This is a genomic window from Methylobacterium oxalidis, assembly GCF_007992195.1.
GTDB lineage: Bacteria > Pseudomonadota > Alphaproteobacteria > Rhizobiales > Beijerinckiaceae > Methylobacterium > Methylobacterium oxalidis.
Genome location: NZ_BJZU01000137.1, coordinates 1 through 22,925, shown reverse-complemented (window position 1 = coordinate 22,925; position 22,925 = coordinate 1). Strand labels below are relative to the sequence as shown.

The 22,925-nt window shown below is 69.6% G+C and carries 32 protein-coding genes; 28 read left to right on the top strand and 4 right to left on the bottom strand.

The annotated features are described in order from the left end of the window. Window positions 1–73: 73 nt before the first annotated feature. From rpsJ to rplQ, 28 genes are all read left to right on the top strand, one after another. Window positions 74–382: a 30S ribosomal protein S10 gene (gene rpsJ, locus MOX02_RS25510; RefSeq protein ID WP_066927377.1), complete on the top strand. Its 309-nt coding sequence runs from the start codon at window positions 74–76 to the stop codon at window positions 380–382. Window positions 383–430: 48 nt separating this feature from the next. Next, window positions 431–1,153, top strand: a complete 723-nt coding sequence (rplC, locus tag MOX02_RS25505; protein WP_147028630.1) for a 50S ribosomal protein L3 — start codon at window positions 431–433, stop codon at window positions 1,151–1,153. Then, window positions 1,153–1,773 carry a 50S ribosomal protein L4 gene (gene rplD, locus MOX02_RS25500; RefSeq protein ID WP_147028629.1) on the top strand — a complete coding sequence of 207 codons (621 nt, stop codon included), beginning with the start codon at window positions 1,153–1,155 and terminating at the stop codon, window positions 1,771–1,773. The genes rplC and rplD overlap by 1 nt, the downstream gene beginning before the upstream one ends. Beyond that, a complete protein-coding gene (locus tag MOX02_RS25495; RefSeq protein ID WP_147028628.1) occupies window positions 1,770–2,066 on the top strand; it encodes a 50S ribosomal protein L23 in 297 nt (98 codons plus the stop codon). Before rplD ends, MOX02_RS25495 begins: the two co-directional genes overlap by 4 nt. A gap of 27 nt (window positions 2,067–2,093) precedes the next feature. Continuing rightward, window positions 2,094–2,930: a 50S ribosomal protein L2 gene (rplB, locus tag MOX02_RS25490; RefSeq protein WP_147028627.1), complete on the top strand. Its 837-nt coding sequence runs from the start codon at window positions 2,094–2,096 to the stop codon at window positions 2,928–2,930. Between the two features lie 5 nt (window positions 2,931–2,935). Next, on the top strand, window positions 2,936–3,214 hold the full coding sequence (gene rpsS, locus MOX02_RS25485) for a 30S ribosomal protein S19 (protein WP_109895570.1): 279 nt from the start codon (window positions 2,936–2,938) through the stop codon (window positions 3,212–3,214). Between the two features lies 1 nt (window position 3,215). Then, on the top strand, window positions 3,216–3,602 hold the full coding sequence (rplV, locus tag MOX02_RS25480; protein WP_147028626.1) for a 50S ribosomal protein L22: 387 nt from the start codon (window positions 3,216–3,218) through the stop codon (window positions 3,600–3,602). A gap of 10 nt (window positions 3,603–3,612) precedes the next feature. Continuing rightward, window positions 3,613–4,359 carry a 30S ribosomal protein S3 gene (rpsC, locus tag MOX02_RS25475; protein WP_147028625.1) on the top strand — a complete coding sequence of 249 codons (747 nt, stop codon included), beginning with the start codon at window positions 3,613–3,615 and terminating at the stop codon, window positions 4,357–4,359. Window positions 4,360–4,396: 37 nt separating this feature from the next. Beyond that, window positions 4,397–4,810 (top strand): 50S ribosomal protein L16, encoded by a 414-nt coding sequence (rplP, locus tag MOX02_RS25470; RefSeq protein ID WP_147028624.1) that lies wholly within the window; start codon window positions 4,397–4,399, stop codon window positions 4,808–4,810. Window positions 4,811–4,823: 13 nt separating this feature from the next. Continuing rightward, complete coding sequence (gene rpmC / locus MOX02_RS25465; RefSeq protein WP_147028623.1) at window positions 4,824–5,039, top strand: 50S ribosomal protein L29; 216 nt, start codon at window positions 4,824–4,826, stop codon at window positions 5,037–5,039. 10 nt (window positions 5,040–5,049) lie between these two features. Then, window positions 5,050–5,304 carry a 30S ribosomal protein S17 gene (gene rpsQ, locus MOX02_RS25460; RefSeq protein ID WP_147028622.1) on the top strand — a complete coding sequence of 85 codons (255 nt, stop codon included), beginning with the start codon at window positions 5,050–5,052 and terminating at the stop codon, window positions 5,302–5,304. 242 nt (window positions 5,305–5,546) lie between these two features. Beyond that, window positions 5,547–5,915: a 50S ribosomal protein L14 gene (gene rplN / locus MOX02_RS25455; RefSeq protein ID WP_109895558.1), complete on the top strand. Its 369-nt coding sequence runs from the start codon at window positions 5,547–5,549 to the stop codon at window positions 5,913–5,915. Beyond that, window positions 5,915–6,232: a 50S ribosomal protein L24 gene (rplX, locus tag MOX02_RS25450; protein WP_147028621.1), complete on the top strand. Its 318-nt coding sequence runs from the start codon at window positions 5,915–5,917 to the stop codon at window positions 6,230–6,232. Before rplN ends, rplX begins: the two co-directional genes overlap by 1 nt. Continuing rightward, a complete protein-coding gene (gene rplE, locus MOX02_RS25445) occupies window positions 6,225–6,791 on the top strand; it encodes a 50S ribosomal protein L5 (protein ID WP_147028620.1) in 567 nt (188 codons plus the stop codon). Before rplX ends, rplE begins: the two co-directional genes overlap by 8 nt. A 41-nt stretch (window positions 6,792–6,832) precedes the next feature. Then, window positions 6,833–7,138, top strand: coding sequence for a 30S ribosomal protein S14 (rpsN, locus tag MOX02_RS25440; protein ID WP_147028619.1), 306 nt, complete (start codon window positions 6,833–6,835; stop codon window positions 7,136–7,138). Between the two features lie 13 nt (window positions 7,139–7,151). Next, window positions 7,152–7,547 carry a 30S ribosomal protein S8 gene (rpsH, locus tag MOX02_RS25435; protein WP_147028618.1) on the top strand — a complete coding sequence of 132 codons (396 nt, stop codon included), beginning with the start codon at window positions 7,152–7,154 and terminating at the stop codon, window positions 7,545–7,547. Window positions 7,548–7,569: 22 nt separating this feature from the next. Then, window positions 7,570–8,103 carry a 50S ribosomal protein L6 gene (rplF, locus tag MOX02_RS25430; protein ID WP_147028617.1) on the top strand — a complete coding sequence of 178 codons (534 nt, stop codon included), beginning with the start codon at window positions 7,570–7,572 and terminating at the stop codon, window positions 8,101–8,103. 12 nt (window positions 8,104–8,115) lie between these two features. Further along, entirely contained in the window at window positions 8,116–8,478 is a 363-nt protein-coding gene (gene rplR, locus MOX02_RS25425) for a 50S ribosomal protein L18 (RefSeq protein WP_147028616.1), read from the top strand. Window positions 8,479–8,569: 91 nt separating this feature from the next. Beyond that, entirely contained in the window at window positions 8,570–9,157 is a 588-nt protein-coding gene (gene rpsE, locus MOX02_RS25420; protein ID WP_147028615.1) for a 30S ribosomal protein S5, read from the top strand. A gap of 15 nt (window positions 9,158–9,172) precedes the next feature. Continuing rightward, entirely contained in the window at window positions 9,173–9,373 is a 201-nt protein-coding gene (rpmD, locus tag MOX02_RS25415; RefSeq protein ID WP_147028632.1) for a 50S ribosomal protein L30, read from the top strand. A 10-nt stretch (window positions 9,374–9,383) separates the two neighbouring features. After that, window positions 9,384–9,884, top strand: coding sequence for a 50S ribosomal protein L15 (rplO, locus tag MOX02_RS25410; RefSeq protein WP_147028614.1), 501 nt, complete (start codon window positions 9,384–9,386; stop codon window positions 9,882–9,884). Window positions 9,885–10,019: 135 nt separating this feature from the next. Further along, window positions 10,020–11,366: a preprotein translocase subunit SecY gene (gene secY / locus MOX02_RS25405; RefSeq protein WP_147028613.1), complete on the top strand. Its 1,347-nt coding sequence runs from the start codon at window positions 10,020–10,022 to the stop codon at window positions 11,364–11,366. Window positions 11,367–11,543: 177 nt separating this feature from the next. Continuing rightward, window positions 11,544–12,146: an adenylate kinase gene (locus tag MOX02_RS25400; protein WP_147028612.1), complete on the top strand. Its 603-nt coding sequence runs from the start codon at window positions 11,544–11,546 to the stop codon at window positions 12,144–12,146. Window positions 12,147–12,362: 216 nt separating this feature from the next. Continuing rightward, window positions 12,363–12,731, top strand: a complete 369-nt coding sequence (gene rpsM / locus MOX02_RS25395; RefSeq protein WP_147028611.1) for a 30S ribosomal protein S13 — start codon at window positions 12,363–12,365, stop codon at window positions 12,729–12,731. A gap of 166 nt (window positions 12,732–12,897) precedes the next feature. Continuing rightward, on the top strand, window positions 12,898–13,287 hold the full coding sequence (gene rpsK / locus MOX02_RS25390; protein ID WP_147028610.1) for a 30S ribosomal protein S11: 390 nt from the start codon (window positions 12,898–12,900) through the stop codon (window positions 13,285–13,287). A 39-nt stretch (window positions 13,288–13,326) separates the two neighbouring features. Further along, entirely contained in the window at window positions 13,327–14,202 is an 876-nt protein-coding gene (locus MOX02_RS25385) for an MBL fold metallo-hydrolase (RefSeq protein ID WP_147028609.1), read from the top strand. Between the two features lie 81 nt (window positions 14,203–14,283). Further along, complete coding sequence (locus tag MOX02_RS25380) at window positions 14,284–15,321, top strand: DNA-directed RNA polymerase subunit alpha (RefSeq protein WP_373866786.1); 1,038 nt, start codon at window positions 14,284–14,286, stop codon at window positions 15,319–15,321. Window positions 15,322–15,436: 115 nt separating this feature from the next. Then, a complete protein-coding gene (gene rplQ, locus MOX02_RS25375; protein ID WP_147028608.1) occupies window positions 15,437–15,853 on the top strand; it encodes a 50S ribosomal protein L17 in 417 nt (138 codons plus the stop codon). Window positions 15,854–15,951: 98 nt separating this feature from the next. On the opposite strand, the gene MOX02_RS25370 is transcribed toward rplQ, so the two are convergent. Genes MOX02_RS25370 through MOX02_RS25355 form a run of 4 tightly spaced genes read right to left on the bottom strand, consistent with a single transcriptional unit; the run spans window position 15,952 to window position 22,884 of the window. Beyond that, window positions 15,952–17,814: a response regulator gene (locus tag MOX02_RS25370; protein WP_147028607.1), complete on the bottom strand. Its 1,863-nt coding sequence runs from the start codon at window positions 17,812–17,814 to the stop codon at window positions 15,952–15,954. Beyond that, a complete protein-coding gene (locus MOX02_RS25365) occupies window positions 17,811–19,517 on the bottom strand; it encodes a response regulator (protein WP_147028606.1) in 1,707 nt (568 codons plus the stop codon). The genes MOX02_RS25370 and MOX02_RS25365 overlap by 4 nt, the downstream gene beginning before the upstream one ends. Next, window positions 19,514–20,572 carry a chemotaxis-specific protein-glutamate methyltransferase CheB gene (gene cheB / locus MOX02_RS25360; RefSeq protein ID WP_147028631.1) on the bottom strand — a complete coding sequence of 353 codons (1,059 nt, stop codon included), beginning with the start codon at window positions 20,570–20,572 and terminating at the stop codon, window positions 19,514–19,516. The genes MOX02_RS25365 and cheB overlap by 4 nt, the downstream gene beginning before the upstream one ends. A 17-nt stretch (window positions 20,573–20,589) precedes the next feature. Further along, complete coding sequence (locus tag MOX02_RS25355; RefSeq protein ID WP_147028605.1) at window positions 20,590–22,884, bottom strand: hybrid sensor histidine kinase/response regulator; 2,295 nt, start codon at window positions 22,882–22,884, stop codon at window positions 20,590–20,592. Between the last annotated feature and the right edge of the window lie 41 nt (window positions 22,885–22,925).

Below are 22,925 nucleotides of genomic sequence, written 5' to 3'. Positions count from 1 at the left end.
CAACTCCCGCAGGGACAATCGAGGGACGGGCCCTCGCGCCCGCCCCTTGCCAATCCCGCCAAGGTTTCAGGTCATGAACGGTCAGAACATCCGTATCCGCCTCAAGGCGTTCGATCATCGCATCCTCGATGCGTCGACCCGCGAGATCGTCTCCACCGCCAAGCGTACGGGCGCGCAGATCCGTGGCCCGATCCCGCTGCCGACCCACATCGAGCGCTTCACCGTCAACCGTTCGCCGCACATCGACAAGAAGTCGCGCGAGCAGTTCGAGATGCGCACGCACAAGCGGGTGCTCGATATCGTCGATCCGACCCCCCAGACCGTGGACGCGCTGATGAAGCTCGACCTCGCCGCTGGCGTGGACGTGGAGATCAAGCTCTGAGCCGCTGAGGCTTAGAGCTTACCGTTTCATCGCGCGAGGGAGACACCTATGCGCTCAGGCGTCATCGCACAGAAGGTCGGCATGACCCGCGTCTTCACGGATGCGGGGGAGCATGTCCCCGTCACCGTGCTCAAGATCGATCAATGCCAGGTGGTTGCCCACCGCACCGTCGAGAAGAACGGCTACACCGCGCTGCAGGTCGGCGTCGGCAAGGCCAAGGTCAAGAACGTGTCCCGCGCCGAGCGCGGCCGCTTCTCGGTCGCCAAGGTCGAGCCGAAGCAGAAGCTCGCCGAGTTCCGCGTCACCGAGGATTCGCTGATCCCGGTCGGCGCCGAGATCACGGCCGATCACTTCATCCCCGGCCAGTTCGTGGACGTGACCGGCACCACCACCGGTAAGGGCTTCGCCGGCGGCATGAAGCGCTGGAACTTCGGCGGCCTGCGCGCCACGCACGGCGTGTCGATCTCGCACCGCTCGATCGGTTCGACCGGCGGTCGTCAGGATCCGGGCAAGACCTTCAAGAACAAGAAGATGCCGGGTCATCTCGGCGTCGAGCGCGTGACCACCCAGAACCTGCGCGTCGTGCGCACCGACCCCGAGCGCGGCCTCATCCTCGTCGAGGGTGCGGTGCCGGGCGTCGCCGGCGGCTGGATCCAGGTCCGCGATGCGGTGAAGCGCAAGCTCCCCGCCGATGTTCCGCTGCCGGGCAAGTTCCGTGAGAACGGCGCTGCTCCGGCTCCCGAGGCTCCCGCTTCCGAGGAGAACGCGTGATGAAGCTCGATATCACCACGCTCGAAGGCGAAGGCGCCGGCTCGGTCGAGCTCGACGAGGCCATCTTCGGCCTCGAGCCCCGCGCCGACCTGCTGCAGCGCATGGTCCGCTGGCAGCTCGCCAAGCGCCGGGCCGGGACGCACGCCGTGCAGAACCGCTCTGACGTGAACCGCACCCGCAAGAAGCTCTACAAGCAGAAGGGCACCGGCAACGCCCGTCACGGCGCCGCTTCCGCCCCGCAGTTCCGCGGCGGCGGCCGGGCCTTCGGTCCGGTGGTGCGCGATCACAGTCACGACCTTCCCAAGAAGGTGCGTGCGCTGGCACTGCGTCACGCCCTGTCGTCCAAGGCCAAGGCCGAGACGCTGATCGTCGTCGACGACGTGAAGCTCGCCGAGGGCAAGACAAAGGGGCTCGCCGAGCGCTTCGGCAAGCTCGGCCTGTCGAGCGCGCTCATCATCGGCGGCGCGGAGATCGACGCGAACTTCGGTCGCGCCGCCCGCAACCTGCCGCAGATCGACGTCCTGCCGGTGCAGGGCATCAACGTCTACGACATCCTGCGCCGTGAGAAGCTCGTTCTCACCCGCGCGGCGGTCGATGCGCTGGAGGCGCGTTTCAAATGAGTGCCGATCCGCGCCACTACGACGTGATCGTCTCGCCGGTGATCACCGAGAAGGCGACGAACCTGACCGAGCAGAACAAGGTCGTGTTCCGAGTCGCGCCGAAGGCGACCAAGCCGCAGATCAAGGAAGCGGTCGAGAAGCTGTTCGACGTGAAGGTCACCGCGGTGAACACGCTCGTGACCAAGGGAAAGAAGAAGGTCTTCCGCGGATTGCGCGGACAGCGTTCGGACGTGAAGAAGGCGATCGTCACCCTCGCCGAGGGCGACACGATCGACGTCACGACGGGCCTCTGAGACGACCGGGTTTAGGGAACCAAGCCGATGGCCTTGAAGACATTCAAACCGGTCACGCCGAGCCTGCGCCAGCTCGTGCTGGTCGACCGCCGTGAGCTCTACAAGGGCAAGCCGGTGAAGGCGCTGACCGAGGGCAAGTCGTCCACGGGCGGCCGCAACAACCTCGGCCGCGTGACCGTCCGCTTCCGCGGCGGCGGCCACAAGCGCGCCCTGCGCAACGTCGACTTCAAGCGTCGCGACCAGCTGGGCGTGGCAGCGACGGTCGAGCGGATCGAGTACGATCCGAACCGCACGGCGTTCATCGCGCTGATCAACTACCCGGACGGCAAGCAGAGCTACATCCTGGCTCCCCAGCGCCTTCAGGCGGGGGACAAGGTGGTGGCGGCCGAGCAGGTCGACATCAAGCCGGGCAACGCGGGTCCGATCGGCAACATGCCGGTGGGCACGATCGTCCACAACGTCGAGCTGAAGATCGGCAAGGGCGGCGCGATCGCCCGCTCCGCGGGCAACTACGCCCAGATCGTCGGCCGCGACCAGGGCTACGTGACGCTGCGCCTGAACTCCGGCGAGCAGCGCCTCGTGCACGGCCAGTGCTTCGCGAGCGTGGGCGCGGTCTCGAACCCCGACCACATGAACATCTCGCTGGGCAAGGCCGGCCGCAACCGCTGGCTCGGCAAGCGTCCGCACAACCGCGGCGTCGCCATGAACCCGGTCGACCATCCGCACGGCGGCGGCGAGGGGCGCACCTCGGGCGGCCGCAACCCGGTCACGCCGTGGGGCGTGCCGACCAAGGGGAAGAAGACCCGGTCCAACAAGCGGACCGATACCTTCATCCTGTCCAGCCGCCACAACCGCAAGAAGTAACCATCATGGCACGCTCTCTCTGGAAGGGGCCGTTCGTCGACGGCTACCTCCTCAAGAAGGCTGAGACCGCGCGCGGATCCAGCCGCAACGAAGTCATCAAGATCTGGAGCCGCCGCTCCACGATCCTGCCGCAGTTCGTCGGGCTCACCTTCGGTGTGCACAACGGGCAGAAGCACATCCCGGTCTACGTGTCCGAGGAGATGGTCGGCCACAAGTTCGGCGAGTTCTCGCCGACCCGCACCTTCCACGGTCACGCGGCCGACAAGAAGGCGAAGAGGCGCTGAGATGGGCAAGCAAGCCACCCCCCGCGCGCTCCCCGAGAACGAGGCCAAGGCGGTCGCGCGCATGCTGCGCGTCAGCCCCCAGAAGCTGAATCTCGTCGCGGCGCTCATCCGCGGCAAGAAGGTCGAGACCGCTCTTGCCGATCTGGAATTCTCTCGCAAGCGGATCGCCCGCGAGGTCAAGAAGTGCCTCGAGAGTGCGATTGCCAACGCGGAGAACAACCACGACCTGGATGTCGACGATCTCGTCGTCTCCCAGGCCTTCGTCGGCAAGGCGCTCGTTCTCAAGCGGTTCCACGCCCGTGCGCGCGGCCGCGGCGCCCGCATCCTGAAGCCCTTCTCGAACCTCACCATCGTGGTTCGCGAAGTCCCGTCCGCCGAAGCGGCGTGAGGAGGATCTGATGGGCCAGAAAGTCAATCCGATCGGTCTGCGGCTCGGCATCAACCGGACCTGGGACTCCCGCTGGTTCGCCAACAAGGGCGAGTACGCGAAGCTGATGCACGAGGACGTGGCGATCCGCGCCGCCCTCATGAAGCAGCTCAAGCAGGCCGCGGTCTCGAAGATCGTGATCGAGCGCCCGCACCGAAAGTGCCGCGTCACCATCCACTCGGGCCGTCCGGGCGTGGTGATCGGCAAGAAGGGCGCGGATATCGAGAAGCTGCGCAAGCTCGTCGGCACGATGACCAAGGCCGACGTGACGATCAACATCGTCGAGGTGCGCAAGCCCGAGATCGACGCGACGCTGGTGGCCGACTCGATCGCCCAGCAGCTCGAGCGCCGCGTGGCCTTCCGCCGCGCGATGAAGCGGGCCGTTCAGTCGGCCATGCGTCTCGGCGCAGAAGGCATCCGCATCACCTGCTCGGGCCGTCTCGGCGGCGCCGAGATCGCCCGGACCGAGTGGTACCGCGAGGGCCGGGTTCCGCTGCACACGCTGCGGGCCGACGTCGATTACGGCACGGCCACCGCCTTCACGACCTACGGGACGTGCGGCATCAAGGTGTGGGTGTTCAAGGGCGAGATCCTCGAGCACGACCCGATGGCCCAGGACAAGCGCGCGCAGGACGAGGGTGGCCGGTCCGGCGGCCGTCGCGAGCGCGATGGCGAGGGTGGCCGCGAGCGCGGCCGTCGCGACCACGCCAACGCGTGATCGCGGCGCTCGCGACAGAGAGGTTTGAGAGGCTGCCATGCTGCAACCCAAGAAGACGAAGTTCCGCAAGCAGTTCAAAGGCCGCATCCACGGTGCGGCCAAGGGCGGCTTCGAGCTGAACTTCGGCCAGTTCGGCCTGAAGGCCGTGGAGCCCGAGCGCGTCACCGCGCGGCAGATCGAGGCGGCCCGCCGCGCGATCACCCGCGAGATGAAGCGCCAGGGCCGCGTCTGGATCCGCGTGTTCCCGGACGTGCCGGTCTCCGCCAAGCCCACCGAGGTCCGCATGGGCTCCGGCAAGGGTGCGCCGGATTACTGGGCCGCCCGCGTCCACCCCGGCCGCATCATGTTCGAGGTCGACGGCGTCGCCGAGGACATCGCCCGCGAGGCCCTGCGCCTCGGCGCCGCGAAGCTCCCCGTGCGGACCCGCGTCGTCGCCCGTATCGCAGACTGAGGAGAGGGAGATCATGAAGTCGTCCCAGAGACTGTCTGATCTGAAGGCCCTGTCCCCGGATCAGCTCAATGACGAGTTGCTGAACCTGAAGAAGGAGCAGTTCAACCTGCGCTTCCAGGGAGCCACCGGCCAGCTCGAGAACGTCGCCCGCGTGCGCGAGGTCCGTCGCGACATCGCCCGCGTCCGCACGCTTCAGCGTCAGAAGACGCTCGAAGCGTCGAAGGCTTAAGGAGAGATCGATGCCGAAGCGCGTACTGCAGGGCGTCGTCGTCAGCGACAAGGGCGAGAAGACCATCGTCGTCAAGGTGGAGCGCCGCTTCACCCATCCGGTGATGAAGAAGACCGTCCGCCGCTCGAAGAACTACCACGCGCACGACGAGGCGAACGCCGCCAAGGTCGGGCAGACGGTGTTCATCGAGGAGTGCCGCCCCTACTCGAAGACGAAGACCTGGAAGCTCGTCGAGGGTGGAGCGGAGGTCGCCGCGAGCGCCTGACGCGCTCGCGCCGAGACCCTTGCGCGAATCGCCGGACCGTTGTATGCGACCGGCCTTCGCGAAAGTTCAGAGGGGACGCCTCGCGCCCCCCCGTCGACTGCGGTGACCGCGCCGGCGCTGCCAAGCGCCGATAGCGCGGTCTGTCATATGAGCCGGGGACATCAGATCCCCATCAGGCGTCGTCCGCCGGGCAATACCGCCCGCGTGCGGAAACCCGCCTGAAACAAGGAAAGGTCACTCCCGTGATCCAGATGCAGACGAATCTGGACGTCGCCGACAATTCTGGTGCGCGCCGCGTGATGTGCATCAAGGTGCTCGGCGGGTCGAAGCGCAAGTATGCCGGCGTCGGCGACATCATCGTGGTCTCCGTGAAGGAGGCGATCCCGCGCGGCCGTGTGAAGAAGGGCGACGTCATGAAGGCGGTCGTCGTTCGCACGGCCAAGGACGTGAAGCGTCCCGACGGCTCGGTCATCCGCTTCGACAAGAACGCCGCCGTTCTGATCAACAATCAGAAGGAGCCGATCGGCACCCGCATCTTCGGGCCCGTGCCGCGCGAGCTCCGCGCGCGCAATCACATGAAGATCATCTCGCTGGCTCCTGAGGTGCTGTGATGGCTGCGAAGATCAAGAAGGGCGACACGGTCGTCGTCCTCACCGGCCGCGACGCGGGTCGCTCCGGCGAGGTCATCCAGGTCCTGCCGAAGGAGAACCGCGCGCTCGTCCGCGGCGTCAACCTGGTCAAGCGCCATCAGCGCCAGACGCAGAACCAGGAGGGCGGCATCATCTCGAAGGAAGCCGCCATTCACCTGTCCAACATCGCGGTCGCCGATCCCAAGGACGGTAAGGCGACGCGCGTGGGTTTCCGCATTCTCGAGGACGGCCGCAAGGTTCGGTTCGCCAAGCGCTCGGGGGATCTGATCGATGGCTGAGGCAAACAAGGACGCCTACACCCCGCGTCTGCGCAAGCACTACGACGAGGTGGTTCGGCAGAAGCTGATCGAGGAGTTCGGCTACCAGAACCCCATGCAGGTGCCGCAGATCGAGAAGATCGTCATCAACATGGGTGTTGGCGAGTCGACCGCCGACTCGAAGAAGGCCTCTATCGCCGCGGGCGACCTCGCGCTGATCGCCGGCCAGAAGCCGGTCATCACCCGGGCCCGCAAGGCCATCGCGACCTTCAAGGTCCGCGAGGGCATGCCGATCGGCTGCAAGGTGACGCTGCGCAAGGCGCGCATGTACGAGTTCATGGATCGCCTGATCACGATCGCGCTCCCGCGCGTCCGCGACTTCCGCGGGCTGAACCCGAAGTCGTTCGACGGCCGCGGCAACTACGCGCTGGGCCTCAAGGAGCACCTCGTGTTCCCGGAGATCTCGTACGACAAGGCCGAGCAGATGTGGGGCATGGACATCGTGGTCACCACGACGGCCAAGACCGACGAGGAGGCTCGCGCTCTCCTCAAGCATTTCCGCTTCCCGTTCCGGCAGTAAGGGCCTCGCGCTCTTAGACGCGGACACTGGAGAGAGAAGACATGGCTAAGAAAAGCTCAGTCGAGAAGAACAACCACCGCAAGGCGCTGGTGAAGCGCTTCGCAGAGAAGCGCAAGGCGCTGCTCGCGATCGCGAACAACGAGTCCCTCGAGATGGAGGAGCGCTTCGAGGCGCGCCTCAAGCTCGCGGAGCTGCCCCGCAATTCGTCGGCCACCCGCATCCGCAACCGCTGCGAGATGACCGGCCGCCCGCGCGCCTACTATCGGAAGATGGGCGTCTCGCGCGTCGCGTTGCGTGAGCTCGGCAACCGGGGCCTGATCCCCGGCCTCGTCAAGTCGAGCTGGTAAGGAGGCAGTCACCATGGTCAACGATCCCGTGGGTGATATGCTCACCCGTATCCGCAACGGCCAGCAGCGCCGCCGCAACGTCGTCCAGACGCCCGGCTCCCGCCTGCGCGCCAGCGTGCTCGATGTCCTCAAGTCCGAGGGCTACATCCGCGATTACGCGACCACGGATCTCGGCAACGGCCGGACCGAGTTCGCGATCGAGCTGAAGTACTACGACGGCAAGCCCGTCATCCGCTCGATCCAGCGGGTGTCGAAGCCGGGCCGCCGGGTGTACTCGTCGGTCGGCGAGCTGCCGCGCGTCGCCGACGGCCTCGGCATCACCATCGTGTCCACCCCGCAGGGCGTTATGGCCGACCACGTGGCGCGCGAGCGCAACGTCGGCGGCGAAGTGCTCTGCAAGGTGTTCTGATCGCAGGCGAGAGGAGAAGGCTATGTCTCGCGTAGGCAAGAAGCCCGTTTCCGTCCCGTCCGGCGTGACGGCGACGGTGAACGGCCAGACGGTCAAGATGAAGGGTTCGAAGGGCGAGCTGCAGTTCGTCGTGCCGAGCCTCGTCAACGTGGCCCTGGACAACGGGGCGATCACGGTCGAGCCGAAGAACCAGTCCAAGGAGGCCCGCTCGCTGTGGGGCACCTCCCGTGCTCAGGTGGCGAACCTCGTCGAGGGCGTCGCGAAGGGCTTCGAGAAGCGCCTCGAGATCACCGGCGTCGGCTACCGCGCCGCGATGGCCGGCAAGGCCCTCAAGCTGTCGCTCGGCTACAGCCACGACATCGAGTACGAGATCCCGGCCGGCATCACCATCACGACGCCGAAGCCGACCGAGATCGTGATCGCGGGCATCGACCGGCAGCGCGTCGGTCAGGTCGCCGCGGAGATCCGCGACTATCGCGGTCCCGAGCCCTACAAGGGCAAGGGCGTGAAGTATGCGGGCGAGTTCATCTTCCGCAAGGAAGGCAAGAAGAAGTAAGGACCCGCCACCATGTCACGCAAGAACGAAGCACTCGACCGCCGCAAGGCGCGTGTGCGCCGCGCGCTGCGGGCGGCGGCCAATGGGCGGCCCCGGCTCTCGGTATTCCGCTCCTCCAAGCAGATCTACGTCCAGGTCATCGACGACGCGCAGGGCCGCACCGTGGCCTCCGCCTCGACGCTGGACAAGGATCTCAAGGGCAGCCTGAAGACCGGCGCGGATATCGCGGCGGCCACCGCCGTCGGCAAGCTCGTCGCCGAGCGCGCCAAGGCGGCCGGGGTCACTCAGGTGATCTTCGATCGGTCGGGCTACCTCTTCCACGGGCGCATCAAGGCGCTCGCCGACGCCGCCCGCGAGGGTGGTCTCGATTTCTGATCGGCGGAGAGGGGGCGGTCCGCCGCCCCTGAGACGGACAACATCAAGCGAGCGGGCCCGCCGCCCGCGTCAGTGAGACGGATCGGTACAGATGGCACGTGAACGTGAAGGCGGGGGCCGCGGCCGCCGCGAGGACCGCGAGGAGCGCGACAGCGAGTTCGTGGACAAGCTCGTCCACATCAACCGCGTCGCCAAGGTGGTGAAGGGCGGCCGTCGCTTCGGCTTCGCGGCCCTCGTCGTCGTCGGCGACCAGAAGGGCCGCGTCGGCTTCGGCCACGGCAAGGCCCGCGAGGTTCCTGAGGCGATCCGCAAGGCGACCGAGGCGGCCAAGCGCGGCCTGATCCGCGTCTCGCTCCGCGAGGGTCGGACGCTGCACCACGACGTTCACGGCCGTCACGGCGCCGGCAAGGTCATCCTGCGCGCCGCGCCCCAGGGCACCGGCATCATCGCGGGCGGCCCGATGCGCGCCGTCTTCGAGACGCTCGGCATGCAGGACGTCGTGGCGAAGTCTCTCGGCTCGTCGAACCCCTACAACCTCGTGCGCGCCACCTTCGAGGCGCTCAAGAACGAGGACAGCCCGCGCGCCGTCGCCGCGCGCCGCGGCCTCAAGGTGTCGGCCCTGCAGGCTCGCCGCCGCGACGCCGACCCGACCGACATGTCCGAAGCGGCCGTGGCGTAAGGGGAGGGTGGCATGATGGCACAGACGGCTACCAAGACGCTCCGCGTCCAGCAGATCGGCTCGCCGATCCGCCGCGAGGCTTCCCAGCGCGCGACGCTGATCGGCCTCAAGCTGAACAAGCTGCACCGGATCGCCGAGTTGGAGGACACCCCCTCCGTGCGCGGCATGATCCGCAAGGTGCATCACCTCGTGCGCGTCCTCGACGGCGCGGCTTGAGGAGGGCGAGATGAAGCTCAACGAGATCCGCGACAACGAAGGCGCGACCAAGAACCGGATGCGCGTCGGCCGGGGCATCGGCTCCGGCAAGGGCAAGACCGCGGGACGCGGCGTGAAGGGTCAGAAGGCCCGGACCGGCGTGTCCATCAAGGGCTTCGAGGGCGGTCAGATGCCGCTGCATCGTCGCCTGCCGAAGCGCGGCTTCAACAACATCCACGCCGCCGACCTGAACGAGGTGAACCTCGGCCGCGTCCAGCAGGCGGTGGAGGCCGGCAAGCTCGACAAGGGCGCGACCGTGACGGTCGACGCGCTCGTCCAGGCCGGCATCATCGCCCGTCCCCGCGACGGCGTGAAGCTCCTCGGCGTCGGCGACTTCAGCACGAAGCTCGCCTTCGAGGTGACCCGCGCGTCGAAATCCGCCATCGAGGCGGTGGAGAAGGCCGGCGGCAGCGTCACGGTCGTCTACGCCTCCGGCGTCTCGACCCGCGGCTCCGCCGAGGCGACCGCCTGACAGGCAGTTGCGCCGGGTTTGTACAGCCCTTAAGTCGAAGCGCTGAGCGGCGGCCCGTGCGACCTCGCGCGTGGCCGCCGCTTCGTTTTTCACGGGTGCTTGAAGCCCCGTACACCCGTTCTCAGGATATGGGCCATGGCCTCAGCCGCCGAGCAGCTTGCCGCCAACCTCAATTTCGGGGCGATCGCGAAGGCCGATGAGCTGAAGAAGCGCATCTGGTTCACGCTGGGTGCGCTCGTGGTGTTCCGCCTGGGCACCTACATCCCGATTCCCGGCATCGATCCGGAGCAGTTCGCGCGGAACTTCCAGCAGCAGGCGGGCGGCGTGCTCGGCCTGTTCAACATGTTCTCGGGCGGGGCGGTCGAGCGCATGGCGATCTTCGCGCTCAACATCATGCCCTACATCTCGGCCTCGATCATCATCCAGCTCCTCACCTCGGTGATCCCGAGCCTCGAGGCGCTGAAGAAGGAAGGCGAGTCCGGCCGCAAGGTCATCAACCAGTACACGCGCTATCTCACGGTTCTTCTGGCACTGGTGCAGTCCTGGGGCATCGCGATCGGGCTGCAGAGCTCCAGCGCGGCCATCGATCCCGGGCCGTTCTTCCTGGCATCGACTGTGATCACCCTCACCGGCGGCACGCTCTTCCTGATGTGGATCGGCGAGCAGATCACCTCGCGCGGCATCGGCAACGGTTCCTCGCTCATCATCTTCGCCGGCATCGTGGCGCATCTCCCCACGGCCATCATCGGCGCGCTGGAGCTCGGCCGCACGGGCGCGCTCTCCTCGGCCGTGATCCTCGGCGTCGGCGTGGCGGCGATCGCTCTCGTCTACTTCATCGTCTTCATGGAGCGCGCCCAGCGCCGGCTCCTGATCAACTACCCGAAGCGCCAGGTCGGCAACCGGATGTACGAGGGCCAGACCTCGTTCCTGCCGCTGAAGCTCAACACGTCGGGCGTGATCCCGCCGATCTTCGCCTCCTCGCTGCTGCTGCTGCCGGCCACCGTGGCGAGCTTCTCGGCCAACCAGGGGTCGACCGGCATCCTCGGCACGCTGACGACCTACCTGGGCCATGGGCGGCCGCTCTACATGCTGCTCTACGCGGCCTTGATCATCTTCTTCGCCTTCTTCTACACGGCGGTGGTCTTCAACCCGCAGGAGACGGCCGACAACCTGAAGAAGCATGGCGGGTTCATCCCCGGCATCCGCCCGGGCGAGCGCACCGCCGCCTTCATCGACAAGGTGCTCACCCGCATCACCGCGATCGGCGCGCTCTATCTCACCTTCGTCTGCCTCGTGCCCGAAATCCTGGCCTCCTACGCCTCGGCGAGCCTCGGCTTCGGCGGCACCTCGCTCCTCATCGTCGTTTCCGTGACGATGGACACGGTCGCCCAGATCCACGGGCACCTGATGGCGCACCAGTACGAGGGCCTTGTGAAGAAGGCGAAGCTGCGCGGCGCCTCGACCACGACCCGGCGACGCTGAGCGGCGGGGCCGCTCGGCCCCGCAACAATTCTCGCCGACCCGTCAGGGTTCGACCTTTCGCCGACTCCACGCCGCGTCGAAAATCGCTAGAAGGAGACGGCACGCGGGCGACGCCGGGGAGGCTTCGCCCGGACGCCCTTCAAGCCCGAACACGGGCAATGGACGAGGACAGACGCCATGCGGATCATTCTGCTCGGGCCCCCCGGGGCGGGCAAGGGAACCCAATCCGAGCGGATCGTCGAGCGTTTCGGCATCCCGCAGCTCTCCACCGGCGACATGCTGCGCGCCGCGGTGGCTGCCGGCACGCCGGTCGGCCTCGAGGCGAAGGCGATCATGGAACAGGGTGGCCTCGTGCCGGACACCGTGGTGGTCGGCATCGTCGCCGACAGGATCGAGGAGCCGGATGCCAAGCGCGGCTTCATCCTCGACGGATTCCCGCGCACGGTGCAGCAGGCCGAGGCCCTCGACAGGATGCTCGCCAAGAAGGGCATCGCCCTGTCGACGGTGGTCGAGCTGAAGGTTGATGAGGAAGCCCTCGTCGGGCGCATCGCCAAGCGCGCGGAAGAGACGGCCGCCAAGGGCCTGCCCGTGCGCAAGGACGATACCCCCGAGGTCTTCAAGACACGCTTCGATGCCTATCGCCGCCAGACCGCGCCGCTCTCCGACCACTACGCGAAGGCCGGCATGCTGGAGACGATCGACGGCATGAAGCCGATCGACACGGTGACGCAGGATCTCTTCGCCCTGCTCGAGCGGCACGCGGAGACGGCGGCTTCCTGAGCACGTCACCGCACCGCCATGCGGTTGACAACACGGCCAGCCCGCGCTAGCAGGCCGGTCTTCGTCCAGACGGAAGTTGGTCCGGGGCGTCCCGTACGGGGCGGCCGCGGGCCGATTTGTCGTTAGCGGCGGCGCGCAGGGGCCGGACTCCACCGGACGCGCGTGACACACGAGAGAAGCTCCGGCCATGATGCGCGGGGCATATGGAGCAAGGCCTTGGCCCGTATCGCAGGCGTCAACATCCCGACGAACAAGCGCGTCGTCATCGCGCTCCAGTACATCCACGGCATCGGTTCCAAGAAGGCCGAGGAGATCACCGGCAAGGTCGGCATCCCGGCCGAGCGCCGCGTGAACCAGCTCACCGACGCCGAGGTGCTCCAGATCCGCGAGACCATCGATCGCGATTACCTCGTCGAGGGCGACCTGCGTCGCGAGGTCTCGATGAACATCAAGCGCCTGATGGACCTCGGCTGCTACCGCGGCCTGCGCCATCGCCGCAACCTGCCCGTCCGTGGCCAGCGCACCCACACCAACGCCCGTACCCGCAAGGGCAAGGCGAAGCCGATCGCCGGCAAGAAGAAGTAATTCCCTGTCGGGGGGCCGAGCCGCGCTCGGCCTCCGTTCTGCCGCGCCGAGTGTCCCTCGGTGCCGGCACGGGAGCGGGGCTGCCGATCACGACAGCGCCGCCAAGTCCTAGAATGTCCCGAGCGCCTGGTGTTACGGGCGTGCCTGAAGGAAGAGAGCGAGACCTATGGCCAAGGAACCGACCCGCGTCCGCCGGCGCGAACGCAAGAACATCGTCTCGGGCGTCGCCCACGTGAACGCGTCGTTCAACAACACGATGATCACGATCACGGACGCGCAGGGCAACACGATCTCGTGGTCGTCCGCCGGCGCGATGGGCTTCAAGGGTTCGCGCAAGTCGACGCCCTACGCCGCGCAGGTCGCCGCCGAGGATGCCGGCCGCAAGGCCGCCGAGCACGGCATGCGCACCCTCGAGGTCGAGGTGTCGGGCCCGGGCTCCGGCCGCGAGTCGGCGCTGCGCGCGCTGCAGGCCGCGGGCTTCACCGTGACCTCGATCCGCGACGTCACGGCGATTCCGCACAACGGCTGCCGGCCGCGCAAGCGCCGCCGCGTCTGAGCGGAGGCTTCCGGCGAGGCAGCGGAGACGGAGGCAGACGTGGCGGAAGGTTCGAAGCCACTCCCGGGCGCATTGCGGTGGCAGCTCGGCGATCTGACGGTCACCGTCCTCAACGACGGTTACCTGCAGGGCTCCCTCGATCTCGTCACGGGCATCTCCAAGGCGGAGGCCGGCTCGCTTCAGGCGGCCGGCTTTCGTGCTGAGGCACCCCGCATCACGCTGAACGCCTTCCTGATCACGGGACCGGGCCGCAATCCGGTGCTGATCGACACGGGTTTCGGCGCTTTCGGCGGCGACACTCTCGGCCGCGTGCCCGGCGCGCTCGCGCTCACCGGCGTGAAGCCGGAGGAGATCGAGACGGTGCTCCTGACGCACCTGCACCCGGATCACGCGGGCGGCCTGCTCGCGGGAGACAAGGCGGCCTATCCGAACGCCGAGATCGTGCTCCACGCCGACGAGGCGGCGCACTGGCTCGGCGAGGAGGTGCTGTCCCGGGCGCCGGACGAGGCGAAGCCCTATTTCGAGATCGCCGCCAAGGCGACCGCGCCCTATGCGGGGCGCACGCGGACGATCTCGGGGGGCGAGGAGGTGGTGCCGGGCGTGACGGCCGTGCACCTGCCGGGACACACGCCGGGACACACGGGCTTCCGCATCGTGTCGGGGGACAAGGTGCTGATGATGTGGACGGACGTGGTGCACCTGCCCGCGATCCAGTTCAAGCAGCCCGAGGCTGGCGTCAGCTTCGACGTGGACGGCGATCAGGCCCGCGCCACGCGCAAGCGGATCCTCGACGAGGTGGCGGGGAGCCGCAGCTTCATCGGCGGCTCCCACCTCGAATTTCCGGCGCTCGGCTACGTCGTGCGGGAGAGCGCCGGATACAGCTTCGTGCCGGAGCTCTGGGTCGCGGCACAGTAGGGAACCATCCGGAGGCCGGTCCCCGCGGGGGCGAAGGGGAACCGGCAGCCTGCGCGGGCCACGCGAGCGGACCGCGCCAGTATTGCGAGAGGTAGGATCGTGGTCATTCAGAAGAACTGGCAAGAGCTCATCAAGCCGAACAAGCTCCAGGTGACGACCGGGGACGACCCGAAGCGCGTCGCCACCGTGGTGGCCGAGCCTCTCGAGCGCGGCTTCGGCACGACGCTCGGCAACTCGCTGCGCCGGGTGCTGCTGTCCTCGCTCCAGGGCGCGGCCGTGACCTCGGTGCAGATCGACGGCGTTCTGCACGAGTTCTCCTCGATCCCGGGCGTGCGCGAGGACGTCACCGACATCGTCCTCAACATCAAGACCATCGCGATCCGCTCGCAGACCGACCAGCCCAAGCGCATGACCCTGCGCAAGACCGGTCCGGGAGTCGTCACGGCCGGCGACATCGGTGTCGTCGGCGACATCCAGATCCTGAACCCCGACCTCGTGATCTGCACCCTGGACGACGGGGCGGAGATCCGCATGGAGTTCACGGTCGCCACCGGCAAGGGCTACGTCCCGGCCGAGCGCAACCGCCCTGAGGACGCGCCGATCGGACTGATCCCGGTCGACGCCCTGTTCTCGCCGGTGACCAAGGTCTCCTACCGCGTCGAGACGACCCGCGAGGGCCAGGATCTCGACAAGGACAAGCTGACCATGACGGTCGAGACAAACGGCGCGGTCTCGCCGGAGGATGCGCTGGCCTACGCCGCCCGCATCATCCAGGACCAGCTGCAGGTCTTCGTGAACTTCGAGGAGCCCCGCAAGGAGGAGGCCGCGCCGCTCGCGCCGCAGCTGCCCTTCAACCCGGCGCTGCTCAAGAAGGTGGACGAGCTGGAACTGTCCGTCCGCTCGGCGAACTGCCTGAAGAACGACAACATCGTCTACATCGGCGACCTCATCCAGAAGTCCGAGGGCGAGATGCTGCGCACCCCGAACTTCGGTCGCAAGTCGCTCAACGAGATCAAGGAAGTGCTCGCCGGCATGGGCCTGCACCTCGGCATGGACGTTCCCGGCTGGCCGCCGGAGAACATCGAGGATCTCGCCAAGCGCTTCGAGGAGCATTACTGAGGGCGCCTTCGGCGCTCGCAGGTAGCGAATGGCGGGCAGGGCCTTTCAGTGCCCCGCCCGTTCTAACGACGGTCGACCCTTGGCACGGCGGCCGCAATCATAAGGAGAGCCAAACATGCGTCACGGTTTCCGCGGTCGCCGCTTCAACCGCACGGTCGAGCATCGCAAGGCGATGTTCGCCAACATGTCCGCCGCGCTGATCAAGCACGAGCAGATCATCACAACTCTGCCGAAGGCGAAGGACCTTCGCCCGGTCGTCGAGAAGCTGATCACGCTCGGCAAGACGGACAGCGTCCACGCCCGCCGCCTCGCCATGTCGCAGCTGCGCGACGAGGCGATGGTGAAGAAGCTCTTCGCGGTGCTCGGCCCGCGCTACAACGCGCGTCCCGGCGGCTACTGCCGCATCATGAAGGCCGGCTTCCGCTACGGCGACAACGCCCCGATGGCGGTGATCGAGTTCGTGGACCGGGACGTCGACGCCCGCGGCCAGGATTCGGGCCCGGTGCAGGGCGGCGAGGCCGCTGCGGCCTGAGCCGATCCTCGGACTGGGATGAGACGGAAGGGCGGCCGCAAGGCCGCCCTTTCTCGTTCAGGCTCGGGTATGGATACGCCTCCCCCAAATGGCGGAGGTCAGCCCTCGACGGGCTTCAGGAGCGCCGAGACCCGGGCCGCGAGCTCGGCCGAGCCGAACGGCTTCTTGAGCACCGGCACGTCGTCCGGGATCTGCATCGCCTCGGCGTGGCCGGTCAGGATCAGCACCGGGACGTCCGGCCAGCGGCCGCGCACGGTGGCGGCGAGGTCGGCCCCCGTCATGCCGGGCATGGCGAGGTCGGCGACGATGAGGTCGAAGCGGCTCTCCTCCAACAGGGAGAGCGCGACCGCGCCGTCCGGGGCTTCGGTCTCCCGATAGCCGAAATCGCTGAGGAAGGAGGCGGTGACGTGCCGGACCTCCTCGTCGTCGTCCACCACGAGGATACGGGCGGGCCGCGCGGCGACGGGCGACTCATGCCGGGGTGCGGCCTCGGCCGTTGCCGCACCCTCGGCGCGCGGCAGGACGAGTTCGACCAGGGTGCCGCGGCCGACGGCACTGTCGATGCGCAACCGTCCCTGCGACTGCTGGGCGAGGCCGAACACCATGGCGAGGCCGAGGCCGGTGCCCTGGCCCACCGCCTTGGTGGTGAAGAACGGTTCGCAGACCCGCTGCAGGATCTCGGGCTGGATGCCCGTACCCGTATCGGCGACGCTGACGGCGAGGTAGGAGCCGGACGCGAGCTCGGGATCGTCGGTGATGTCGACGAGGTCGGTGGCGATGGTGATGGCGCCGCCCTCCGGCATCGCGTCGCGGGCGTTGATGCAGAGGTTGAGGATCGCGAGTTCGAGCTGGTCAGGATCCACGAGGGCGGCCGGCAGGTCCGGGCGCAGCCGCGTCGTCACCGTCACGAGGCCGCCGAGGCTGCGGCCGAGCAGCGCGTCCATGCCGGCGATCAGGGCGTTCACGTCCGTCGAGCGGGCCTCCAGGTCGTGCGAGCGGCTGAAGCTGAGGAGGCGCTTCGTGAGCGAGGCGCCGCGCTGGGCGGCCTGGGTGGCGTTGTCGATGAGCCGGCGCACCCGCGGCTGGTCGCCGACCTTCGGCCCGGCCAGTTCCAGGCTGCCCAGGATGGCGGTGAGCAGGTTGTTGAAGTCGTGCGCGATGCCGCCGGCCAGCGTGCCGAGCGCCTGCATCTTGTCCGACTGGCGCAGCCGCGCCTCCAGCGACTTCTGCTCGGTGACGTCGCGCTCGATCGTGGCGAGATGCGCGATCTCGCCGGCGGGGCCCCGGATCGGCACACGGGTCACCTGGCTCCAGCGCTCGGCGCCGGCCGGCCCCTCCGACGCGAGGCTCTCGGCCGCCTCGCCGGAGGCGATCGCGGCGGCGTCCGCGCGCTCGGCGGCCGCGCCGCGCTCGCCCGTGAGGTCGGCCTCCGTCCGCCCGAGGCAGCCGGTGGCGTCGGTGCCGAGGAGCGCGGCCTTGCGCGCGTTGAGGCGCACGAAGCGCGCACCCGCATCCTTGAAGGAGATCGCGTCCTCGGAATGCTCCAGCAGGCCGCGCAACAGGGCGCGTTCCGTCGCGAGCTCGCGCCCGAGGCGATACCGCTCGAACGCGTTGCCGACCGTGTGGCGCAGGAGCGCCGCGTCCCACGGTTTCGTGACGTAGCCGGTGATGCCGCCGCGGTTGAGCGCCGCGATCACCGCGTTGATATCCGCATAGCCCGTGAGCAGGATCGCCTGCGCCTCGTGGAAGCTGCGCGCCTCCGACAGCATCGCGTCGCCGGTCATGCCTGGCATGCGCTGGTCGGAGAGGATCACGGCGATGTCCGGATCCTTGGCGAGGAGGGCGAGCGCCTCCGCCGGTTTCGTCGTGCTGACGACCCGGTAGGTATCCTCGAACAGGTCCTCGAGGGCGATCAGGATGTCCGGCTCGTCGTCGACGGCCAGGATCGTGCCTCTCGTCATGCGCTGTCCGCCTGCCGTGGGATGCCGATCACGAAGCAGGCTCCACCTCCTGGCGCCGTCTCGACGGTGAGCGAGCCGCTATGCGCCTGAACGACGCTGTATGCAATCGCAAGCCCCAGCCCGGTTCCCGAGCCGACTGGCTTCGTCGTGAAGAACGGCTCGAAGATCTTCTCCCGCAGATCCTCCGAGATGCCGGGGCCGGTGTCGCTGATGCGGATGATGTCGGTGTCCCCGGTGCTCTCGGTCACCACCCGGATGGTGCCGCCCTCGGGCATGGCGTCGGCGGCGTTGCCGAGGATGTTCATCACCACCTGGTTGAGCAGGGCGGGGGTGCAGTGGATCTCGGGGCGGCCCGAGAAGTCCCGCTCCACGGCGATGCGCCCGCCGAGCTTGTGTTGGATCAGCGCCAGCACCGTCTCGATCGCGTCCGGCACGTTGACCCGGGAGAGTTCGCCCTCGTCGAGACGGGAGAACTTGCGCAGGTTGAGCACGAGATCCTGGATGCGGGTCAGGCCCATCCGCATCGAGCCGACCCGGTCGCGCGCCTTGGCGAGCGCCCGCTCGGCGACGCCGTCGCCGGGGGGTGCGGGCACCTCCCCGAGGAGCCGCTCCACGGTGCCCTGATGCGCCAGGATGAAGGCCAGGGGATTGTTGATCTCGTGGGCGATGCCAGCGACGAGCTCGCCGAGCGATGCCATCTTGGCGGCCTGTACGAGCTTCGCCTGTGCTTCCGTCAGCTTGCGGTTGGCGTCCGCAAGGTCCCGGTTCGCCTGCTCGAGGGCGCCCGCGAGCTGGGCGCGGGCCTCGGCCGCCTCCGCCTCGGCGCGAGCCCGCTCCAGCGCCCTCTCCCGGTCGCCGAACTCGCCCGCGATGCGCCGGTTGTCCTCCTCGAGGAGGCGCCGGCGGACGAGGCCGCGCACCCGCATCACGAGGACGTCGCCGTCCTCCTTCGAGACGACGTCGTCGGCGCCGGCGGCGAAGGCCGCGACGAGGAAGTCCTTGGCCGGGGCACTTCCGGCGATGCCGACGAGGTGGAAGGGTGCGCCGCTCTCCGCCAAGGCGCGCCGCCGGTCGATCGCCCGGCACAGGTCGAGACCGTCGTAGGCGGGCCCGAGGAGATCGACCGTCACGCAGTCGAAGGCCGCGCCCGGGGCGTCGAGGGCGACGAGCGCCGCCTCCGGCCCGTCCGCGGCGGTGACCGCGTGGCCTTCCTGGCCGAGGACCCCGGCGAGGAAGGTCCGGTAGGTGGCGCTGCCGTCGATCACGAGCACGCGCCCGCGCCGGAAGGCGGCAACGCCCGGCCCCTCCGCGGAGGCACCGCCCTTGCGCTCGCGCAGCAGCGCGCGGATGCGCAGGATCAGGAGGTCGCGGTCGGCGGATTTCGCCACGTAGGCGTCGGCGCCGCTCTCGAGTCCCTGGCGCTCGCCGTCGCGGGCGCCCGTCAGCATCAGCAGGGGCAGGGCGCGCGTGCGCAGCGACAGGCGCAATTGCCGGGTGAACTCGTCCCCGTTCATGCCGGGCAGGTGGTAATCGGCCACCACGAGATCGGGCAGGCGCGTGTTGAGGTGGTCGAGGGCCGCCTCCGCGGTCGCGCAGCGCTCCACCGCGAAGCCGCGCCCCTCGAGGAGCAGGCGCAACTCCAGGGCCTGCGTCTCGGAATCCTCTACCAGGAGAAGGCGAGGGCGGGCCGCCTCGCCGCTCATGCTGGCTGGTCCGGCGAGACGGAGCGCAGGATCTCGCCCGCGACCCGGTCGAGGGGCAGCACGCTGCGGGCGGCGGAGAGGCGGACGGCCGCGGCGGGCATCCCGTAGACGACGGCCGTGCTCTCGTGCTCGGCGATGGTCTGAGCGCCCGCGCGCTGCATGTCGAGGAGGCCGAGCGCCCCGTCCTCCCCCATGCCGGTGAGGAGCACGCCGATGCCGGCGCGGCCCGCCTGCCGGGCGACCGAGCGGAACAGGACGGTGGCGGCGGGCCGCTGGCCACCGACAGGCGCCGAGTCGAGGATGCGCAGGATGCCGCCCGCGCCGATTTCGAGATGGCGGTCGCCCGGCGCCACGTAGACGCGGCCGCCCTCCGCCCGCTCGCCGTCGACGGCGACGGAGACGGGCAGCGCCACGACGCCGTTCAGCCAGGCCGCGAACCCCTCCATGAAGGCCGCGCCCATGTGCTGAACGACGAGGACCGGCAGGGTAAAGTCCTCGGGCAGGGCGCCGATGACGCGGGCGAGCGCCGGCGGTCCGCCGGTCGAGGCCGCGATGGCGAGCACCGTCGGCCGGTCGGAGGGAGCGGCCTCCGGCGCGGCCTCGGACGCGGAGCGCGCGGCGGCCCGGCGGCCGGCCCATTCCGAGCCGATCGGCCGCCGCCGGATCACCGGCACCTGGGCCATGATGCGCAGCTGCGTGCAGATCTCGCCCGCCACCGCGTCGTAGCCCGAATGGGTGGTCGCGACGGGCTTCTCGACCACCGAGAGGGCGCCCGCCCGCAGGGCGTTCATGGAGATCCGCAGGGAGGAATCCTCGACGGCGTCCGCCACCACCACGATCGGCGTCGGGTGCTCGGCCATGATCCGGCGCGTCGCCTCCAGGCCGTCGATGCCGGGCAGGCGGATGTCCATCGAGATCACGTCCGGACGCACCACCGCGATCTGCTCCAGCGCCTCCTCGGCGGAGGCCACCGCCGCGACGAGAGTGAGCCGCGGGTCGCGCCCGACAATGTGCGCGAGGAGCTGGCGCACGACGAGGCTGTCCTCGACGAGCATGACGCGGACCGGCCCGCTCACAGCAGCTGCCCGATCGTGTCGAGCAGCTGGCGCTGGTCGAACTTCTGCTTGGTCAGGTAGGCGTCCGCGCCGAGTTCCAGGCCGCGGTTCACGTCATCGGCCTCGCCGCGGGAGGTCATCAGGATGACGGGGAGCCGCGCGAGGGACTCGTCGGCGCGCAGCGCCTTGAGCAGGCCGAACCCGTCGAGGCGGGGCATCTCGACGTCGGCGACGACCAGATCGACCGTCTCGATGTCGGCGCGCAGACGGTCGAGAGCGTCCTGCCCGTCGACACAGACGACCACGCGGTACCCGGCCGCTTCCAAGATTCCCTTCTCCAAGGTCCGCGTGGTGATGGAATCGTCCACGACGAGAATCGTCGAACGTCGCGCCTGAGCGCCCGTTCCGCGGGGATCGGCGCGCGATTCCGCCGCGCCGCCCGCGATGCCGGCTGATCTGGCCTCGCCGGCCCGGGCGGCAAGTCCCTCCGGGTCGAGAACGAGCGCCGGCACGTCGCCGGGCAGGACCACGGTTCCGGAGACGAGGGCCGGATCGGCGCCGATCGGAGGGGCCGGCAGCACGAGCAGGGTGCGCACGTCGCGCAGGGCGTCGACCGCGAGCACGAAGCCGCCCGCGCTGCGCAGCAGGACCGCGGTCAGGCTCCCCGTCTCGGCGGGCTCGGCGGCCGGGGCGCCGATGAGCTCGGACAGGGCATGGACGGGCAGGGTCCGCTCCGCCCCGTCGCCCTCGATCGACAGGACGGGCCGCCCGAGCGCCCGTCCGAGTCTCCCGCGCTCGTGCCGCAGCAGGCGCTCCACGGCCGGGCCCGGCAGGGCGTAGACCGTGCCGCCCGCCTCCACCAGCAGAACGGAGCGGCGTGAGGCCGAGAGCGGCAGGCTCATCACCAGCGAGGTGCCCCAGGGCTGCCGCGGCTCAAGGCGCACGCTGCCGCGCAAGGAGCGCGCCGCGTCGGCGACCACCGAGAGCCCGAAGCCGCGCCCCGACAGGGTGTCGACGGAGGGCGCCGTCGAGAAGCCGGGCTCGAAGACGAGGCCGAGCAGCGCCTCGGGCTCGGCCGCCTCGCCCGGCCCGAGGAGGCCGCGGCGGCGGGCATTGGCCTCGATCGCGGCGAGGTTCGGCCCGGCCCCGTCGTCGTGCACGGCGATGTGGAGGCGCCCGCCGCGCACGCCGATCTCGAAGCGGATCGCCAGCGCCGGGGGCTTGCCGGCCCGGCGGCGGGCCTCGGGGGCCTCCGCCCCGTGGGCGAGGGCGTTGCGCAGGGCGTGCAGGACGGGGTCCTTGAGGACCTGCAACATGCCGCGATCGAGGGGCAGGTCGAGCCCCGTCACCGTGAGGTCGATCTCGCGGCCCTGCTCGCGGGCGGTCTCGCGCAGGGAGCGCGCGAAGCCGCCGAACACGGTCTCGGCCGGGACGAGGGCGAGGCGCTCGGCCTGGACGCGGACCCGCGCCGCCGCGCCCTCGATGGCGCTCGCCGCGCCGGCCTGCCGGCGGACGAGATCGCTGGCCTCGCGGGCGAGCGCCGCGAGCCCCGCCTCGATGCCGCGCAGCTCCGCGCGGAGAGCGTCGAGGTCGGCTGAGAGCGCGTCCGGATCCGCCGTTCGGCCCGTGCCCGCGAGGCGCCCCGCCTTCCCGCCCGCGCGGCCGGCCTCGGTCCGACGGCGCAGCGCGACGGCGCTGCGGGCGAGCCGCGCCAGGCCGTCGCCGACCATCGCCTCGCCGCCGAGGCTCGCGGTCAGGTCGTAGGTCGCCCGCGTCAGCGCCTCGACCGCGTCCGCGGGCACGCGCAGGAGGGACTGCGCCGCCTCTTCGGGGACGGTCGCCGGCTTCTGTGCGGCGACCGGGTTGGCGGCCGGAGCCTCCACGGTGGCCCGCGGCGGTGCCGGCGGAGGTGGCGCCGCGGGTTCGGGCCCGGCCGGCCCGGTGCCGAGTCGCCGGTCGAGGGCGGCGAGCGCGTCCGCCGGCATCTCGGGCGGCTCCGCCTCTTTCAGGCCGGCGACGTAGGCCTCGATCCGGTCGAGGGCGAGGTGCGTGGCGCTCGTCGCCTCCCGGTCGAGGGCGGTGGCACCCGCCACGATCCGCTCGAACAGCGTCTCCAGCCGGTGGGCCACCGCCTCGACCGCGGGCAGGTCGACGGCGCGGGCGGCCCCCTTCAGGCTGTGGGCGCGGCGGAAGACGTCGTTCCAGTCCGGCTGGCGCCCCTCGGCGCCGCCGGCCAGCGCCGCCCGGATCATGTCGATATGCTCGCGGTGCTCGACCTCGAAGGCCGCGAGGAGCTGCTGGCGGATGTCCATCCGGCGGCGGATCCTAGTGCCGGTAGCGCTCGGCGAGCGTC